This is a genomic window from Parabacteroides sp. ZJ-118 (assembly GCF_011038785.1).
Classification (GTDB): domain Bacteria; phylum Bacteroidota; class Bacteroidia; order Bacteroidales; family Tannerellaceae; genus Parabacteroides.
The window spans coordinates 58,110-74,804 of the sequence record NZ_JAAKDT010000003.1 but is presented as its reverse complement, the minus strand read 5'-3'; the positions used below and the strand labels follow the sequence as shown (position 1 = coordinate 74,804).

Annotated in this window: 17 protein-coding genes; 6 read left to right on the top strand and 11 right to left on the bottom strand. The window is 45.9% G+C overall.

The features are described from left to right. Nucleotides 1-4 precede the first annotated feature (4 nt). A complete protein-coding gene (locus G7Y39_RS02065; RefSeq protein ID WP_165154613.1) occupies nucleotides 5-1,222 on the top strand; it encodes a bifunctional 3,4-dihydroxy-2-butanone-4-phosphate synthase/GTP cyclohydrolase II in 1,218 nt (405 codons plus the stop codon). Nucleotides 1,223-1,231: 9 nt separating this feature from the next. Continuing rightward, nucleotides 1,232-2,425, top strand: a complete 1,194-nt coding sequence (locus G7Y39_RS02060) for a pyridoxal phosphate-dependent aminotransferase (protein ID WP_165154611.1) — start codon at nucleotides 1,232-1,234, stop codon at nucleotides 2,423-2,425. A 60-nt stretch (nucleotides 2,426-2,485) separates the two neighbouring features. On the opposite strand, the gene tsf is transcribed toward G7Y39_RS02060, so the two are convergent. From tsf to G7Y39_RS02035, 5 genes are all read right to left on the bottom strand, one after another. After that, entirely contained in the window at nucleotides 2,486-3,475 is a 990-nt protein-coding gene (tsf, locus tag G7Y39_RS02055; RefSeq protein ID WP_165154610.1) for a translation elongation factor Ts, read from the bottom strand. A gap of 39 nt (nucleotides 3,476-3,514) precedes the next feature. Then, nucleotides 3,515-4,354, bottom strand: coding sequence for a 30S ribosomal protein S2 (gene rpsB, locus G7Y39_RS02050; protein ID WP_165154608.1), 840 nt, complete (start codon nucleotides 4,352-4,354; stop codon nucleotides 3,515-3,517). A 140-nt stretch (nucleotides 4,355-4,494) separates the two neighbouring features. Further along, the gene (gene rpsI, locus G7Y39_RS02045; RefSeq protein ID WP_165154607.1) at nucleotides 4,495-4,881 is read right to left on the bottom strand and encodes a 30S ribosomal protein S9; all 387 of its coding nucleotides are present in this window, start codon (nucleotides 4,879-4,881) and stop codon (nucleotides 4,495-4,497) included. Between the two features lie 5 nt (nucleotides 4,882-4,886). Further along, complete coding sequence (rplM, locus tag G7Y39_RS02040) at nucleotides 4,887-5,342, bottom strand: 50S ribosomal protein L13 (protein WP_165154606.1); 456 nt, start codon at nucleotides 5,340-5,342, stop codon at nucleotides 4,887-4,889. A 200-nt stretch (nucleotides 5,343-5,542) separates the two neighbouring features. Next, nucleotides 5,543-6,175, bottom strand: coding sequence for a porin family protein (locus G7Y39_RS02035; protein ID WP_165154604.1), 633 nt, complete (start codon nucleotides 6,173-6,175; stop codon nucleotides 5,543-5,545). 156 nt (nucleotides 6,176-6,331) lie between these two features. Between G7Y39_RS02035 and G7Y39_RS02030 the strand changes: the two genes are divergently transcribed. Beyond that, on the top strand, nucleotides 6,332-9,022 hold the full coding sequence (locus tag G7Y39_RS02030; protein ID WP_165154603.1) for a LamG-like jellyroll fold domain-containing protein: 2,691 nt from the start codon (nucleotides 6,332-6,334) through the stop codon (nucleotides 9,020-9,022). Between the two features lie 323 nt (nucleotides 9,023-9,345). Then, nucleotides 9,346-10,434, top strand: a complete 1,089-nt coding sequence (locus G7Y39_RS02025) for a sugar phosphate isomerase/epimerase (protein WP_165154602.1) — start codon at nucleotides 9,346-9,348, stop codon at nucleotides 10,432-10,434. 235 nt (nucleotides 10,435-10,669) lie between these two features. Here G7Y39_RS02025 and G7Y39_RS02020 read toward each other — a convergent pair whose 3' ends face one another. Next, on the bottom strand, nucleotides 10,670-11,317 hold the full coding sequence (locus G7Y39_RS02020; protein WP_165154600.1) for an HAD family hydrolase: 648 nt from the start codon (nucleotides 11,315-11,317) through the stop codon (nucleotides 10,670-10,672). Nucleotides 11,318-11,480: 163 nt separating this feature from the next. On the opposite strand from G7Y39_RS02020, the gene G7Y39_RS02015 reads away from it, so the two are divergent. Next, nucleotides 11,481-11,723: a hypothetical protein gene (locus G7Y39_RS02015; protein ID WP_165154599.1), complete on the top strand. Its 243-nt coding sequence runs from the start codon at nucleotides 11,481-11,483 to the stop codon at nucleotides 11,721-11,723. An 81-nt stretch (nucleotides 11,724-11,804) separates the two neighbouring features. Here the strand turns inward: G7Y39_RS02015 and rpsA are convergent, their stop codons facing one another. From rpsA to G7Y39_RS02000, 3 genes are all read right to left on the bottom strand, one after another. Continuing rightward, a complete protein-coding gene (gene rpsA, locus G7Y39_RS02010; protein ID WP_165154598.1) occupies nucleotides 11,805-13,595 on the bottom strand; it encodes a 30S ribosomal protein S1 in 1,791 nt (596 codons plus the stop codon). Nucleotides 13,596-13,706: 111 nt separating this feature from the next. Further along, a complete protein-coding gene (locus G7Y39_RS02005) occupies nucleotides 13,707-14,066 on the bottom strand; it encodes a hypothetical protein (protein ID WP_165154596.1) in 360 nt (119 codons plus the stop codon). Next, nucleotides 14,059-14,616 (bottom strand): RNA polymerase sigma factor, encoded by a 558-nt coding sequence (locus G7Y39_RS02000; RefSeq protein ID WP_165154594.1) that lies wholly within the window; start codon nucleotides 14,614-14,616, stop codon nucleotides 14,059-14,061. The genes G7Y39_RS02005 and G7Y39_RS02000 overlap by 8 nt, the downstream gene beginning before the upstream one ends. Nucleotides 14,617-14,774: 158 nt before the next feature. On the opposite strand from G7Y39_RS02000, the gene G7Y39_RS01995 reads away from it, so the two are divergent. Beyond that, nucleotides 14,775-15,182, top strand: coding sequence for a DUF6249 domain-containing protein (locus tag G7Y39_RS01995; protein WP_165154592.1), 408 nt, complete (start codon nucleotides 14,775-14,777; stop codon nucleotides 15,180-15,182). A 40-nt stretch (nucleotides 15,183-15,222) separates the two neighbouring features. On the opposite strand, the gene G7Y39_RS01990 is transcribed toward G7Y39_RS01995, so the two are convergent. Together G7Y39_RS01990 and G7Y39_RS01985 are read right to left on the bottom strand one after the other, a co-directional pair. After that, a complete protein-coding gene (locus G7Y39_RS01990) occupies nucleotides 15,223-15,864 on the bottom strand; it encodes a carbohydrate-binding family 9-like protein (RefSeq protein WP_165154590.1) in 642 nt (213 codons plus the stop codon). 1 nt (nucleotide 15,865) lies between these two features. Beyond that, nucleotides 15,866-16,525 carry a LysE family translocator gene (locus G7Y39_RS01985; protein ID WP_165154588.1) on the bottom strand — a complete coding sequence of 220 codons (660 nt, stop codon included), beginning with the start codon at nucleotides 16,523-16,525 and terminating at the stop codon, nucleotides 15,866-15,868. Nucleotides 16,526-16,695: the final 170 nt, after the last annotated feature.

The following is a 16,695-nucleotide window of genomic DNA, read 5'->3' as shown; positions in this document are numbered from 1 at the left end:
ACACATGAGCGAGATTCAATTAAACACCATCGAAGAGGCTATCGAGGATTTCCGCGAAGGAAAGTTCTTAATCGTTGTAGACGACGAGGACAGGGAGAATGAAGGAGACTTTATCATCGCAGCCGAGAAAGTAACCCCGGAAAAAATCAACTTCATGCTGAAAAACGGACGAGGTGTATTGTGCGCCCCGATCACGGAAGAACGTTGCCAAGAGCTGGAACTGGAGATGCAAGTTGCCAATAACACCTCTTTACTGGGTACTCCTTTCACGATAACAGTCGATAAATTAGGCGGGAAGTGCACGACCGGCGTTTCCATGTACGACCGTGCGGAAACGATCTTGGCATTGGCCGATCCAAAGACCAAGCCATCCGATCTGGGACGTCCCGGGCATATCAATCCGCTCCGTGCTCGCTCTCGCGGCGTGCTTCGCCGTGCGGGTCATACAGAGGCAGCCGTGGATTTGGCCCGACTCGCCGGTTTATATCCCGCCGGGGCCTTGATCGAGATCATCAACGAGGATGGGACCATGGCACGTCTGCCGCAATTAATCGAGGTAGCCAAGAAATTCGGCATCAAGATCATTTGCATCAAGGATCTGATCGCTTATCGCCTCCGAACCGAATCGATCGTAGAGAACGGAGTAGAGGTAGATCTCCCCACCCGGTACGGACATTTCCATCTTATTCCTTTCCGCCAGAAAAGCAATGGATTGGAACATATCGCCTTGATAAAAGGTAAACTCGAGAAAGATGAGCCTATCTTAGTACGCGTACACTCATCTTGCGCTACCGGTGATATCTTCGGTTCCATGCGTTGCGAGTGCGGAGAGCAACTGCACGAGGCCATGCGCCGCATCGAACAAGCAGGCAAAGGGGTTATCGTTTACCTGAGCCAAGAAGGACGAGGCATCGGATTGATGGAGAAGATAAAAGCATACAAGCTCCAAGAGGATGGTTTGGATACGGTGGACGCGAACTTGCATTTAGGCCATCAAGCGGATGAGCGAGATTATGGTGTCGGAGCACAGATCTTACGTCATATCGGCGTAACGAAAATGCGCTTGATGAGCAATAATCCGGTAAAACGTGTAGGCCTGGAAGCTTATGGACTTGAGGTGGTAGAGAATGTTCCTATCGAGATAAAACCGAATCCCTATAACGAATTCTACATGAAAACGAAGAAAGAACGCATGGGTCATGTACTGCACAACATTAAATAATATACAATTATGACACAAGTCTCAGATCGTTTAGCGAGTTTATCGCCCTCAGCAACATTGGCGATGTCACAAAAGAGCGGCGAGTTGAAAGCTCAAGGCATCGATATTATCAATTTAAGTGTGGGAGAACCCGATTTCAATACTCCCGACTTCATTAAAGAAGCCGCGAAGAAGGCGATTGACGACAACTTCTCGCGTTATTCTCCCGTAGCGGGTTACCCGGCATTGCGCGATGCCATCGTCGCCAAATTGAAGAACGAGAATGGACTGGAATATACAGCAGGCCAGATCTCTTGCGCGAACGGCGCCAAGCAATCCGTTTGTAACACAGTCATGGTATTGGTAAATCCGGGGGACGAGGTTATCATCCCAGCTCCTTTCTGGGTAAGCTATCCGGAGATGGTGAAGCTGGCGGAAGGCACTCCCGTTATCGTCCCGGCTGGTATCGAGCAGAATTTCAAGATCACTCCGGTTCAGTTGGAAGCGGCCATTACACCCAAGACAAAAGCGTTGATCCTATGCTCACCCTCCAACCCGACGGGTTCTGTTTACAGCGCCGAGGAACTGGCAGGTTTGGCGGACGTATTGAAAAAACATCCGGATATCATCGTTATCGCGGATGAGATCTATGAACATATCAACTATATCGGCAAACACAACAGTATCGCTTCTATCGAAGGGATGAAAGACCGTACGGTAATCGTAAACGGCGTTTCCAAAGCGTACGCGATGACCGGCTGGCGTATCGGTTTCATCGCCGGACCGGAATGGATCGTGAAAGCGGTTAATAAACTACAAGGACAATATACCTCCGGCCCTTGCTCCGTATCTCAAAAAGCGGCGGAAGCGGCTTATACGGGCTCACAGGAACCCGTCGAGGAGATGCGCAAGGCTTTCGAACGCCGTCGCGACTTAATCGTCAATTTGGCGAAAGAAGTTCCGGGCCTGGAGGTTAACAAACCGGAAGGCGCTTTCTACCTCTTCCCCAAATGTAGTTATTACTACGGTAAGACCGATGGACCCCGGGTGATCAATAACGCGGACGACTTAGCGATGTATCTCTTGGAAGTAGCGCATGTAGCCTGCGTAGGCGGTACCTCTTTCGGTGCGCCTGAATGTATCCGCATGAGCTATGCTACCAGCGATGAGAATATCACGGAGGCGATCAAACGCATTAAGGATGCGTTGGCCGCATTAAAATAAGAAAAGGCTGTCGGATCGGATCCGACAGCCTTTTCTTTCTATCTCATGCATTTACCGTAATTATTCAGCACGCAAGGTAAACCGTTTGAACGCCGAGATCTGCAACTCAGGATCGATCTCCTTCATGGTCTCCCTTACCGTCTTCTTGCCATCCATGATGTCTTCTTGGTTCAACAGGCAAACCTCTTTCAAGAACTTGCCCAGACGACCCTTAGCGATATTCTCGATCATCTGTTGAGGTAGGTTAGCGGTCTTCTCGGCAGAAACAGTAGCGATGATCTCTTTTGCCTTCGCTACATCCTCAGCCGTGATCCAACCCTTATCCATGTTACTTTCCATGTGAGCCTCGCTGTCTACATGCGAAGGATTAATACCGGCCTTCTTCAACGCAGCCTCCACAGCCTTCTGCACTTGCTCAGCCTTCGTCTTCTCGATAGCGACCTGGATCTCTTTCTCTTTTACAGACTCAGGAACACCGGCCTCATCGATAGCGATCGGGTTCATAGCGGCGATTTGCATAGCGACATTGTGAGCGGCAACCTCAGACTCCTTGTTGAAAGCGGCGATTGTACAAAGTTGGTTCTTACCCATATGGTTGTATACGGTAGTATAAGTACCTTCAACTACGCAGTAACCGTCCAACTCCATTTTCTCGCCCGTGATACCGCTACGATCCGTAACGGCGTCTTGGATCGTACCCTTACCCATAGGCAAAGCTTTCACCTCGTCCAAAGTACGGCATTTGTTAGCCACGGCAGCGTCCAAGATCGCTTGAGTCAAAGCTACGAAATCCTCGTTCTTAGCCACGAAGTCCGTCTCGCACTTCAATGCGATGATAGCGGCGAACTCGCCATCCTTCTTAGCCAATACACAACCCTCGGCGGCCTCACGATCAGAACGTTTAGCGGCGATAGCCTGTCCTTTTTTACGGATAATTTCCATTGCTTTCTCGATGTCACCGCCAGACTCGGTCAAAGCCTTCTTACAGTCCATCATACCAGCTCCACTCATTTTGCGCAGCTTGGTAATATCAGCCATTGTTACAGCCATAATTTTATTTCTTTTATCTTTTAAAATGTCAACCGAATTTTATTCTTCGTCTTTCGCGAACTTACCGGCAACGTTAGCGTTCAACGCATCGCCGTCTTCTTTCTTCGTACGTTCTTTCTTGACAGCAGCCTTTGCCTTGCGCTCTCTCCTGGGAGCCTCTTCGGCAGCCTCCGCCGTGTCAACTTTTTCGGCCTTACGCTCTTGCAGGCCTTCGTTCATAGCCTCGCAGATAGCGCCCAAGATCACCTCTACAGACTTTGTAGCGTCATCGTTAGCCGGGATAACGTAGTCAATATTGTTCGGATCAGAGTTCGTATCAACCATACCGAATACAGGGATTCCCAAACGGTTAGCCTCTCGAACAGCGATATGCTCTTTCATCACGTCTACGACGAACAAAGCCGACGGAAGACGAGTAAGATCTACGATAGAACCTAACGTCTTCTCCAACTTAGCGCGTTGGCGAGTGACTTGAAGTTTTTCTCTCTTGGAAAGATTATCAAATGTACCATCTTTTGTCATCTTATCGATAGCAGCCATCTTCTTGACCGCTTTGCGGATCGTCGGGAAGTTGGTCAACATACCACCCGGCCAGCGCTCGATAACGTAAGGCATTCCTACGGAAGCAGCCTTATCAGCGACAACTTGTTTAGCTTGTTTTTTGGTAGCCACGAAAAGAACCTTCTTACCCTGTTTAGCCAGGTTCTTCATTATTTCAGCAGCTTCGTCTACTTTAGCAACTGTTTTATAAAGATCAATGATATGAATACCATTGCGCTCCATGAAGATATAAGGAGCCATAGCAGGATTCCACTTTCTTTTTAAGTGTCCGAAGTGTACACCAGCCTCTAATAATTGATCAAAATTTACTCTTGACATTGTTTTTTTCTTAAATCGTTTACTTTCTTTGTTTAATTTCAACCATCAGGTAGTCTTTCCGCATGTCCGCATGTAAAAAGAATCCCGACAATTTAGATACTAAACGCTTCGCTTTACTTGTAAGGGACTCACAAATAACATTAACGTTTACTGAACTGGAATCTCTTACGAGCTTTCGGACGCCCCGGTTTCTTACGCTCAACAGCACGAGGATCGCGCGTTACGAATCCTTCCGCTCTCAAGACGGCCTTGTCTTCCGGATTAATCTTTACCAACGCACGAGCGATAGCCAAACGGGCAGCCTCAGACTGACCTTTAAAACCCCCACCGTCAAGGTTGATCTTAATATCATATTGCTCCGCGACGTTCAACTTTGCCAACGGCTGCTTTACGATAAACTGAAGGATTGAAGAAGGGAAGTATTTTTCCAGCTCACGCTTGTTGACCGTGATCTTTCCCGTACCTTCGCTAACGAATACGCGAGCGACTGCCGCCTTACGTCTTCCTATTGCATTTACTACTTCCATCGTGATTATTTATATGAGTTTATATCGATTAACTTGGGTTGTTGAGCCGCGTGCTTGTGCTCCGTACCCTCATACACGTACATGTTGCCTAACAATTTAGCGCCAAGACGGTTCTTCGGCAACATACCTTTTACTACTTTACGGAACAGACGGTCGCCGCCTTTCTTCAAGAGATCAGCCGGAGTATACTCAATCTGTCCACCGGGATATCCGGTATATCTCAAATAAATACGATCGTTCCACTTATTACCAGTCAGAACGACTTTGTCTGCATTGATGATGATTACGTTATCACCACAGTCAACGTGCGGAGTGAAATTGGGTTTGTACTTACCGCGCAAAAGCTTCGCTACTTTAGCGCAAAGGCGACCTAACGTCTGGCCTTCGGCGTCAACAATGACCCACTCTTTGTTTACAGTTGCCTTGTTTGCAGAAATGGTCTTAAAACTTAAAGTATCCACTGCTTAAAAATTAAATTAATTAATAACTCAAAAAACCAGCCTTACCAACATTGTTGCAACGGACACATGACGCAACAACGTGCTAAGAACTAAACTCTTAGTACAATTTGATAACAATCGGCTCGCAAAGGTACGGGTTTTATCCGAAATACCAAACAAATCTAATTATTTTTCAAGTTATTATGAAGGCGTCACTTCCGTCACTTCCGGAAGTAATATCCCAAAGAAAGTGTCACGTTGTTCTGGTAAACGGAAGTCTCGCCGTCACGCTTCAGAGCACGGCGGTCTATCATGCCGCACAGGGAGCTTACGGAGAAGAAGAAGTTACTATACTCCACCGACAGGCCAACACTCAAACCAAAATCGCAAGGTTTCAAATCCTTCTCCTCGGACACGCCGAAATGGAGATCCGGATTGGTCTCCCGGCTCTTCATCTCGCCAAACAAGGACCAATCGAAGGTAGGGCCGACGAATACGGACAGATAAACATCCGCGAGGGTAAATGTATATGCCACATTCACGGGTATCTGCAGAGAGTAATACCAACATTTGTTATAAAGCGCCATTCCATGCATATCCTGATTCGAGTAATAAGCGCCACCCTGGTTCACGAACGCCACCTCGGGACGAAGCGACCATTTCTTATTCTTGCTCAAAGGGATGTCCGCCAAACCCGCTACGCTGAAACCGAAGCGGGCTCCCGACTCATACCGATCGTCTACCTTTTGGATCAACGAAGAATAAGCGCCTCCGGCACGTACGCCGAAAGAGACCTGGGCCATCGCCGGTACAATCAGCATCACGGCAATCAGCGACATTCCGATTTTTCTCATAAACTTCCTCATTTGCTTTTCCTTCTAACAGTAAGCAAAGATATACATTTTTCGACAACATCTACAATTATCCTACTGAAACATACATACAGGGAAGCTGCCTAATGCGAAGATAATCATCCAAAAGCATTGTTATGTCATATTAAAACCTTACTTTTGGATGATCTTATAATTGGGATATTGTATAGGATGATAGCGCAGTTTCGTTATATATGTTTAATTGTCAGCATTATAACCACTATGCCGGAATTACTTTCGGCACAACGTTTGGTTTCTCAACGTCAAGAGGATGTGGAGGCCGGTCTTTTATACAACGAGAGCGTCTATGTCCTATCTAATTATTCCTGTCTATCCTCCAATTTCCCGGAAAAACTTTCTTTGGACGAGTTGCTGCGGAAACCGATCGAAGGTTTTTATTTCTATTTGAAGCGGGATGCGGAGACAAATGTATTGTTACTAAGGAAACCCGATGGTACGTTTACTCCTTTCAGTGAATCATTGGAGGCCATTAAAACGGCCTTGGATGCGGACTCCTCCAAGGTTATGACGCTTTTCCTTGATTTTCATGTGGAGACGGGGCTGGAATCCTCTTTTAAGGAAACAGGCTTGATGGAGTATATACTGGAGTATGATACGAAAAATGGATGGCCATCCCTGAAGGATATGTTGAGTTCCGGAAAGCGACTGGTCGTTTTCGAGGTTCAGAAGCATTTGAACAATCCTTCATGGTTACATAATATGAGGGATTTCGTGGAGCATACGGACGCTGATTGGGGAAACCAACCGAAAGGAATTGAGGGTTTTGATGAACGGCTGAAAAAGAATTTGTCTTTATTTACCGGATATAAGTTTCTGGAGACTTCCCGGGGAAATAGCAATGATATCTCGGCTCTAGCCCGACAGACGCCTTATTTAATAGAATCGTTTAAAAGAGCGTGGATCCGGGATGGAAGGATTCCCAATTTTGTCTTGGTAGATAAGTATTACCCGTGGTTGGATGTCTCGTTGGTCACTTTCCGGAATTTCGATATCATCTACGGATCGGTTACGAATAACAATGAACTGCTTAACTACGTGAATTGGGAGGGGATGTCTAATTATACGACGGGTAAATATTGTTTCCCGCTAGAGCCCGGGGCCGAGTTGATGCTTTCCCCTACCTCTCCGGGCTATAGGATAGAGCCAGCCACGGTTTATGTTTCCGGTATCCGAAGGAAGGCTTTCGCCGGTGATTTTAAGGCCAGGCCTTTGCGGATCGACGAGGATATAGAGATTTATTTACCGTTTGAGGGCGACGAGAAAGATGGTTCGTCCAATCACAATCTCACGGTATCCAGGCATGTCGAGTTTATTCAGGATCCTATACGGGGGCGGGTCGCTTCCTTGGAAAATCAGGCCCGTGTGGACTTGCCGACTGCTTCGGAACTTCATATGCGGGATCATGATTTCACCGTCGGCGTTTGGTTGAAAATACCTAAGTACCTGCCGGAGAAGGAGGATTATTGTATTCTGGGAGCTAAGAACAGCGCTTATCAACAAGCGTTGCATCTGTTGATACGGAACCGGAAACCGTATATGGGATTCTTTAACAACGATCTGGTTGGTAACACGGAGATCGAGCCGGGCAAATGGTACAATGTCGTATGGCGGTACAATAAGAGGAATGGGGAGCAGGCTATATTCGTGAATGGAAAACTGGACGCAGTCTCTTTTGATCGTCCGGCTTACCTAGGTAGTGATAGCTTATATGTCGGCTTCGTGAATTTCGGTCAGTCCTCGAACTTCGCAGGTGTGCTGGATAATCTTTGTATTTGGTCTCGTGTGTTGAGCGATAAGGAGATATTGGGATTGAGCAACCAGTTATTGGATTTGCATATATCGAATACGATCACTTGGTTGGATATCCTTGGAATGGGGTTGATCTTGATGGCTTTGGCCTTTATGGCTTATCTAGGCTATCGGAAGGTGAACAGAAAGCCAAGGCAGAAGGAGGTTGATGCGGGAACGGTTGCGGAAGAGGGAATCGAGCAAGAAATCGAGGAGCCGGATCGTTCTTCGCAAGAAATGCTGGAGAAGATCGAGGAGGCCCCGGTTCTGCGCAATTACATCCGGTTGTTTGGAGAGTTCTATGTGTTGGACCGGGATGGAAATGATATAACCGCTCTATTTACCCCCAAATTAAAACAGCTGTTTATCTTGATTATGCTTCACTCTTCCCCCGGGAGGTTCGGAATATCGAGCAGAGACTTGACACGGATGATTTGGGGGAATGACAACCCCTCGAAAAGTACGAAGAGCCTTCGAAGCGTATCGATATTGAAACTCCGGAAGATATTGGAACGTATCGACACGATCGAGGTCCTATTCAATGCGAATCGATATATCCTCCAGCTTTCGGAAGATGTCTATTGCGATTATCTGGTTTGCTTGGATTGGCTGAAAGATAAACGGGTACGGACTCAGCCGGACTTTGAATATTTCTACGATATTATCAGCAAAGGAGAAGTGTTCAAAGGGGAATCGTTTGATTGGATGGATGATTTTAAAAGTTATATCTGTAATAGTACGGTGGATGTCTTGTCTCGCTTTATCGGCACCTACTCGATCGAGAACGAGGCGGATCGGGTGATCCAGATAGCCGATCAGATCCTTCTGAACGATCCTTGCAACGAGGAGGCTTTGATCTATAAGATCAAAGCCTTGATTTACCAGAACAACTTCAAATTGGCCCGTTATGCGTACGACCGCTTTTGCGATTTATACCAGGAGATGTATGGCGAGGCTTTCCCCTCCTCTTTTGAGCAAATCGTGCCGTCTTCGCTGATGAGTCAGCAATCTACCCGGTAAGTGTCCGAAGATTTTTATAACTATTTTTCAGTTTATTTATTTCACTGTTATTGTGCGAATTAAGCTTTACACAGATACGAAATTAGCCTTAAATTAGTCCTGTATTAATGCCTTGTTTAGTGTTTGTTAACTCATAGTTTACTGCTCATCTCTATATTTGCTCTCGTTGTTTCGCACGAGGAAGCGAAGTTGTGTTTTTTACTATTATATATTTTCGCCGCTAATGAATTTGAGGCATCCGCTAAATTGGCGGAGATTGTGTCGCTGGCGAATGGGGGGGCCTTTCTTCTAAGAGTTAAAGTTAATTTATAAATTGAATGGTTATGAATGAAGATGTGAACAATGGTCAGTCCAGACGTGAGTTTCTAGGGAGATCGGTCGCCGCTTTGGCGGCTGTGTCTTTCCTTCCGAGTGCTTTCTCTTGTACGGGAAAGGGAGAGACGGCTCCCGCTCCGGTTGAGACGGAGGCAGGCAAGGTTAACTCGAAGTTCGGTGGCGTGCAAATCGGCACGATCACTTACAGTTGGCGCTCCATGCCGGGTGGATTGGAGAATATCGTCAGGTATTGCCAAAAGGCGAATATCAGTTCCATCGAGTTGATGGGAAGTGATCTGGAAACTTATTTAGGAGCTCCGGAGAATCCGATGATGCGATTCTTCCGCCAGCAAGCTCCTCAACCTGCGGCGAAACCCGGTGAGAAACCGGCGGCTCCCCGTCGGATGGGTCCCCCGAAGTTTACTCCGGAGCAGCAGGCTGAGATCGATAAGTATAAAGATGAGCTGAAAGCGTGGCGTCTCGGCTTAGATCTGTCGAAGGTAGAAGGTGCCCGTAAATTATTGAATGACGCCGGAATATCAGTGCATATCGTAAAAATGCAACCTTCCGGTATGGGTTCGGACGAAGAGATTGATTATGCCTTCAAGGTGGCCAAGGCCATGGGTGCTAAAGCCGTAACGGACGAGATTAATTTGGAGACAGCGAAAAGAGTCGCTCCATTCGCCGAAAAGCATGGGATGTATATGGCTTTCCACAATCATATGCAATATGCCGAGGAGGGGTTTAGTTGCGATCCGATCTTAGCGGTCTCTCCTTCTATTATGTTGAATTTTGACGCGGGTCACTTCTTTGGCTCTACAGGTATCCATCCGAATGAGATGATCAAGAAATACCATGACCGGATCTATAGTATCCACCTGAAAGACAAGACAGGACCTACGACAGGGGATCAGCCGAATACGAATCAGGTATGGGGACAAGGTGAGATGCCGTTGGAAGACGTGCTCTTGTTGATCAAACAAGAGAAATGGCCTATCTATTGCGATATAGAGCTGGAATATGCTATCAAGCCTTGGTCTGATTCCGTGAAAGAGGTAGGTACTTGCGTGAAATACGCTCGACAGATATTGATGTAGATTATAGAATGTTGTCTTTGGTACGTCATTAAGGGGTATGACGGAAGGGCCGGTTCCTGGTGGAGCTGGCCCTTTATTTTTCATTTATTGATCTCTTTCAGCAAATTGGGTGCGCACTTAAAAGTCCTTTGGAAAGTTGGAGGGAATGTTAGGGACGACTGTATTTCTAATGGCTGTGCGAACTGGATGGAATATGTGCTGGCGCAAACCTCGCACGACTGGCTTGAATCGTCTTTTAGACAAACTTGAGTATATCTTCTGCCTTTTCCGCTATATGATCGGGCGCGTATTTCTCTAATTCCGTGCGAGGGCGAAATCCCCATGTTACCCCACAGGATGTCACTTCACTGTTGATTGCGGTTTGCATGTCTACGCCCGAGTCTCCGACATAAAGAGTGTCCTCTTTGGAGATGCCCGCTTGTTCTACAATCTCATGGATGATACCGGGATCCGGCTTCGCCTTTATTCCTTCACGTTGCCCGAGAACTTCCGTAAATTGTATAGAAGGAAAGAAATGGGCGATGAGCTTACGAGTAGCGGCTTGATATTTATTAGAAGCGACCGCCAGTTTTATTCCTCTTTCCTGCAACATGGCTAATAACTCCGGGATACCGGGGTAGGGAACGCTGCGATCCGTGTTATGCAGATCGTAATGCTTTAAGAACTCCTTCCTTACCTTTAATATATTCTCTTCCGTTTTCCCGCCTTCAGGCAAGGCACGTTCAAATAACTTGTTGATGCCGTTTCCTACGAAGAAGTTATACTCGTTTACGTCATGCGCCGGAAAGCCGTTTTGCCGTAACGCATGATTCGTACTATGGGCTAAATCTGCGATCGTATTTAATAGTGTTCCGTCAAGATCGAATATGACTAACTTTTTCATTTCCGTTTTCTGGCAAAATTAATGGAATATGGAGACATATTTCCCCTTTCGGCTGATAAAATAGATGAATCGATTAAAAAATAGATAAAAGTATTAGGTCATATACAAGATATTTGTATCTTTAGGACAGGAATAATATTGTATAACCTAAAATTAGAGTATCATGGCAAAGAATCAATTAATTCACGGGAATGAATTTCATTTACTGAAACAAGCTGAGATTCACAAAGCTACAGGTAAGTTGGTAGAGTCATTAAACTTAGCGGCCGGTTCTACGGGAGGTTTTGATATCTATAAAGTTGTAGAGACTTATTTCACGGATTTAGAGAAAAGGAAGGAGATCAATGATTTGTTAGGTATTTTCGACCCCGGTGAGGCACGTGTCACGGAAGAATGTTTCTCCTAAATAAAGCCCCGCGGCAGGAATTGAAAAAGGAGATACCTGGACCAGATATCTCCTTTTGTTATAATCTTAAAGAAGGATCGATTACTTACCGGAAAGTTTCTCTTTCAAAGCAGCCAATTCCTCAATGTCTCCTAATGTAGTCTTCTCAACCGAACCGGTTACCATCGCGGCTTCCTCTTCTTTCTTACCACCGCGCTTAAAGGAAGCTTTCTTCTCAGAAGTGGCTTTAGCACCTTTTTGCTCATCTTCAAAGATACGGCTGTGAGAAAGGATGATGCGTTTGGCCTCCTTGTTGAACTCGATTACCTTGAATGAAAGTTTCTCATCTACTTGAGCTTGAGAACCATCTTCTTTTACAAGGTGCTTCGGAGTAGCGAAACCTTCTACGCCGTAGGGCAATGAGATAACAGCGCCCTTATCCAATACTTCGATGATCATACCTTCATGGATGGAACCAACCGTGAAGATTGTCTCGAATACATCCCAAGGATTCTCTTCCAATTGCTTGTGGCCCAAGCTTAAGCGACGGTTTTCCTTGTCGATTTCCAATACCTGGACCTCAATCTCCGCACCGATCTGAGTAAATTCAGACGGGTGTTTGATCTTCCTCGTCCATGACAAGTCAGAGATATGGATCAAGCCATCAACACCCTCCTCGATTTCTACGAATACGCCGAAGTTAGTGAAGTTACGAACCTTAGCCATATGACGAGAACCTACCGGGAAGCGCTCCTCGATGTTTTCCCAAGGATCAGCCTTCAGCTGCTTGATACCAAGAGACATCTTGCGCTCGTCGCGATCCAAGGTCAGGATAACAGCTTCAATCTCGTCGCCAACTTTCATGAAGTCTTGAGCGGAACGCAAGTGCTGAGTCCAAGACATTTCAGAAACGTGGATCAAACCTTCTACGCCGGCAGCGATCTCGATGAACGCACCGTAGTCAGCCATAACGACAACTTTACCCTTAACTTTGTCACCAACCTTCAAGTCCGGATCCAGGGCATCCCATGGGTGCGGAGTCAATTGTTTCAAGCCAAGAGCGATACGTTTCTTCTCATCGTCGAAGTCCAAAATAACGACGTTGATCTTCTGATCAAGCTGAACGATCTCTTCCGGATGAGAAACACGTCCCCAAGAGAGGTCTGTGATGTGGATCAAACCGTCTACGCCACCCAAGTCGATGAATACACCGTAAGAAGTGATGTTCTTGACAGTTCCTTCCAATACCTGTCCTTTCTCCAATTTGGAGATGATATCTTTCTTCTGTTGTTCCAGCTCTGCCTCGATAAGAGCCTTGTGAGATACAACAACATTCTTGAATTCTTGATTGATCTTAACAATCTTGAATTCCATAGTCTTACCTACAAATACATCGTAGTCGCGGATCGGCTTAACATCGATCTGAGAACCCGGCAAGAACGCTTCGATACCGAATACGTCAACGATCATACCGCCCTTCGTACGACATTTGATGTAACCTTTGATAATTTCGTCTTTTTCAAGAGCCTCGTTAACACGATCCCAAGAACGTGTAGCGCGTGCTTTTTTGTGTGAAAGGATCAATTGTCCTTTTTTGTCTTCTTGGCTTTCGATGTACACCTCTACCTCGTCACCAATCTTTAGATCCGGGTTATAACGGAACTCGGACATAGGAACAACACCGTCAGATTTGAAACCGATGTTTACAACAACCTCACGTTTGTTCATGGAGGTAACGATACCCATAACCACCTCTTTATCTCTTACGGTGTTCATGGTCTCGTCATACGTTTTTACAAGATCGTCCCTGCTTACCTCGGTGTAGGTCTCGCCTTGCTCGAAAACGTCCCAGTTGAAGTCTTCAACCGGCTGGATGTTTTTTAAATTTTCCATTCTTTAATCGTTAATACTAAATTTGTTTTTAATTAGTAAGTTAGACATTATGTTGTCATCTCTCAAAAATCGGGGCAAAGGTAATGTTTTTTTTCTGATTGACAAGTATTTTTATTCTTTCTTGTGAAGCAGCAGATTTCTCAATTTGTAATCCGCTAGTAGAAGGATGAGCGCCAGGGCTCCTATATATAGATAGAAAGCCAAAGCCGATGTGTCTAGGGCCGGGAGGCTGATCCGAGGTATCCCCATGTAGATGAGAGACGCAACGGCAAGGGAAATCATGACAAGCGATGCGAGGATTACCGCTAGCAGGCCGAATCGTTCATCACGTTTCTTCGCTTTGACAGATTCAAGCATGATTTGTCGCATTACGTTTGAACGAAACGAGGCGGGCAACTCCTCCTCCGGTATACGGCTGAATAAATCCCTCAAGAAATCGGGCCGTTCCTTATTCGTGTTTAGCTTACTCATGATTCATTCCATTTAATAATACAAACAATTTCTTTCGGATGCGATGCAGCTTGACTTTAATATTCGAGGCGGTCAAGCCGGTGATAGAGACGAGTTCTTCTATTGTCTTTTCTTTCCAATAGAAGAGCAATATTAAGGCCCGTTCGTCTGGGGGAAGCTGTTCAAGGGCGATCTCCAGTCTTCGCACTTGTCCCGTGGAATCGGTCTGCCCGAATAAGTTAGCGGCTTCCTCCTCCGATACATTATCCAATGCTGTCTCCTCGATCGTCAGGAACTCATGTCTCTTCTTTCTTACGGACGATATCGCCGTGTTATAAGCGATCCGGTAAATCCATGTGGAGAAACTGCAATCACCTTTGAACGAGGCTAGGTTCTTGAATACCTTCATAAACGTATCCTGCGCCAGTTCCTCTGCATCCTCCTGGTTTTGTACCACTTTGAGGATCAGCGAATGAATTGGGCGGCTATACTTATCCAAAAGGCAAGCGAAACCTTTCACGTCCCCCGCTTGTATCCTTCGTATATAATATGTATCGGTATACAATTCCATCGTACTTAATGGACGCAAGCCGGGTAAATAGGTTACAACCCGCGGTAGCAAAAGTAAAAAATATTTTCCGGCCGGAGGTGTAACCTCAGGGAATTTATTGCGTCAAAAAGGCAAACAGAGATGAGAATGAATTATAAATCAATTAAAATTATACCGTTATGATGGATTTCATTTCTATTCCGCTAATTGTCGGAATCGTTTGCGCAGGAATTTATGGGTTATTTGAGTTGTTTGTTCGCAAGAGGGAACGTTTGGCGATTATCGAGAAGATCGGTGATAAGCTGGATGCCTCTGCTTTCGATGGGAAATGGGGATTGTCTAATTACGTGAGAAACATCTCGTTCAGTAGCTTGAAGGTCGGATGCCTTTTGGCGGGAATCGGATTAGGTCTGTTGGTCGGCTTTATTATTAACATGTGTATGGCGACACATTCTTATTGCGATGCTGATTGGTACAGGCAGGAGGTAGCAGGTACAGCTTATGGGGCTTCGGTTCTTTTATTCGGAGGCATCGGCTTGATAATAGCCTTCGTACTTGAGCTGAAACTAGGTAAGAATAATAAATAGCCATATAGGCGTAGCGCATGCTGCATGCGCTACGCCTATATTACAGATAGATCTCACCGAAGAACTCCGGACAATGGAAATTAGGCTCGGGAAGGTCGATCGGGCTCCAGCTTACGAAATGCGGATTCATCGTCTCATCAGCGCATTTATAGAAGTTCCCTAGTATTTTCTCCGGCAGGTTACTCGGATCCAGCCCCATCAACTTGAGAGGTATGACTACGATCAAACTCCATGTACGAATGCCTTTAATCTCCTCGAACGTCCTTTTTTTCACGGACGGGAACCTTAGAATGCTTTTATACTCTTCTTGCGAAAGCGATGTCTTGATATCCCGCGAGGTACGGCGGGCGGCATCGCAAGTTCCGATGCAGTTAAACTCGAAATTCATATAATGCGAGTCACCTTCCTTTTTCATGAAAAATTCCACGCAACTGTCTTTATGGACCGGGGAATCGTCTACCCCATAAGATGCCTTCAGCGAATTACCCTGTACGCTATATCGTATATATAGATTTTTCTCAGTCCGGGCTATATTAAAAGCGGTGATTGGTTTATACGGATATTCACGCCAATTGGCATGGGTGAGGAACTCACGTTGGGATTGCACCTCAAGAATCGGTTCGATAGATGTTATATCAAGCACATCCAGAACGGGAATAACAGGAACTTTCAGTCGTTTCATCTTAACTATAGATTTGGAGCAAAGGCCAATGTAAGTAGGAGGTCAGTACAACCGATAGGGCGCCGATAATAGACAATCCTATAATGACAGATCCCACGATCCGGTTCAGTAACCCAATACCTCTAACGTTGAACCATTTTCTCAGTTTTCCAATAATATATGTTATGCCGAACCACCAAAGAACGGCGCCTAACCCTATGCAAGCGATACCCAATACCAGTAGCCAAAACGAATATTCCGGCAACACGAAACCGAACCGGGCGAATAATCCGATATAGAGCAAGACGATTAACACGTTGCTAAAGGTAAGTAGAAAAGCTGTAATAAAGTCTTGGGTGAACGACAATTTTTTTTCTCGGTGTTTTTTTAAGTTCCTAGTCGGATTGCTCTGGAAGATATAATACCCGAAAATGCCGAGAACGATACTTCCGATCAATTGCAGGGGTGCTTGGTTCGCCTCCACGAAATTGACCACAACTCCCATGCCCAGACAAGTCAGTGCCGCATAAATCACGTCGGATAGCGCGGCCCCTAATCCGGTGACGAACCCGTGCCAACGTCCTTTATTTAGTGTTCTTTGTATACAGAGCATACCGATGGGGCCCATGGGGGCCGAAACCAATACACCTATAATGATTCCTTTACTGACGATTCCTAGCATTAAGTTGAGTCTCTTCCAGTTTCCCGGGCAAAGATACATCCATTCTGCGATAAAAAAAGGTAATAAAACGTAAGAGACATCGGTCTATAAGAGCGCGCAATACCTACGAGTAGGTAATCAGGGTCTCTTTTTACCTATTTCGGGCGATTGTAGCAGATTCTCTGCCCCTG

Coding starts and splice junctions, on each gene's coding strand:
- G7Y39_RS02065 (WP_165154613.1), top strand. CDS start 5: ATGAGCGAGATTCAATTAAACACCATCGAAGAGGCTATCGAGGATTTC.
- G7Y39_RS02060 (WP_165154611.1), top strand. CDS start 1,232: ATGACACAAGTCTCAGATCGTTTAGCGAGTTTATCGCCCTCAGCAACA.
- tsf (WP_165154610.1), bottom strand. CDS start 3,475: ATGGCTGTAACAATGGCTGATATTACCAAGCTGCGCAAAATGAGTGGA.
- rpsB (WP_165154608.1), bottom strand. CDS start 4,354: ATGTCAAGAGTAAATTTTGATCAATTATTAGAGGCTGGTGTACACTTC.
- rpsI (WP_165154607.1), bottom strand. CDS start 4,881: ATGGAAGTAGTAAATGCAATAGGAAGACGTAAGGCGGCAGTCGCTCGC.
- G7Y39_RS02035 (WP_165154604.1), bottom strand. CDS start 6,175: ATGAGAAAAATCGGAATGTCGCTGATTGCCGTGATGCTGATTGTACCG.
- G7Y39_RS02025 (WP_165154602.1), top strand. CDS start 9,346: ATGAATGAAGATGTGAACAATGGTCAGTCCAGACGTGAGTTTCTAGGG.
- G7Y39_RS02020 (WP_165154600.1), bottom strand. CDS start 11,317: ATGAAAAAGTTAGTCATATTCGATCTTGACGGAACACTATTAAATACG.
- G7Y39_RS02015 (WP_165154599.1), top strand. CDS start 11,481: ATGGCAAAGAATCAATTAATTCACGGGAATGAATTTCATTTACTGAAA.
- rpsA (WP_165154598.1), bottom strand. CDS start 13,595: ATGGAAAATTTAAAAAACATCCAGCCGGTTGAAGACTTCAACTGGGAC.
- G7Y39_RS02005 (WP_165154596.1), bottom strand. CDS start 14,066: ATGAGTAAGCTAAACACGAATAAGGAACGGCCCGATTTCTTGAGGGAT.
- G7Y39_RS02000 (WP_165154594.1), bottom strand. CDS start 14,616: ATGGAATTGTATACCGATACATATTATATACGAAGGATACAAGCGGGG.
- G7Y39_RS01995 (WP_165154592.1), top strand. CDS start 14,775: ATGATGGATTTCATTTCTATTCCGCTAATTGTCGGAATCGTTTGCGCA.
- G7Y39_RS01990 (WP_165154590.1), bottom strand. CDS start 15,864: ATGAAACGACTGAAAGTTCCTGTTATTCCCGTTCTGGATGTGCTTGAT.
- G7Y39_RS01985 (WP_165154588.1), bottom strand. CDS start 16,525: ATGCTAGGAATCGTCAGTAAAGGAATCATTATAGGTGTATTGGTTTCG.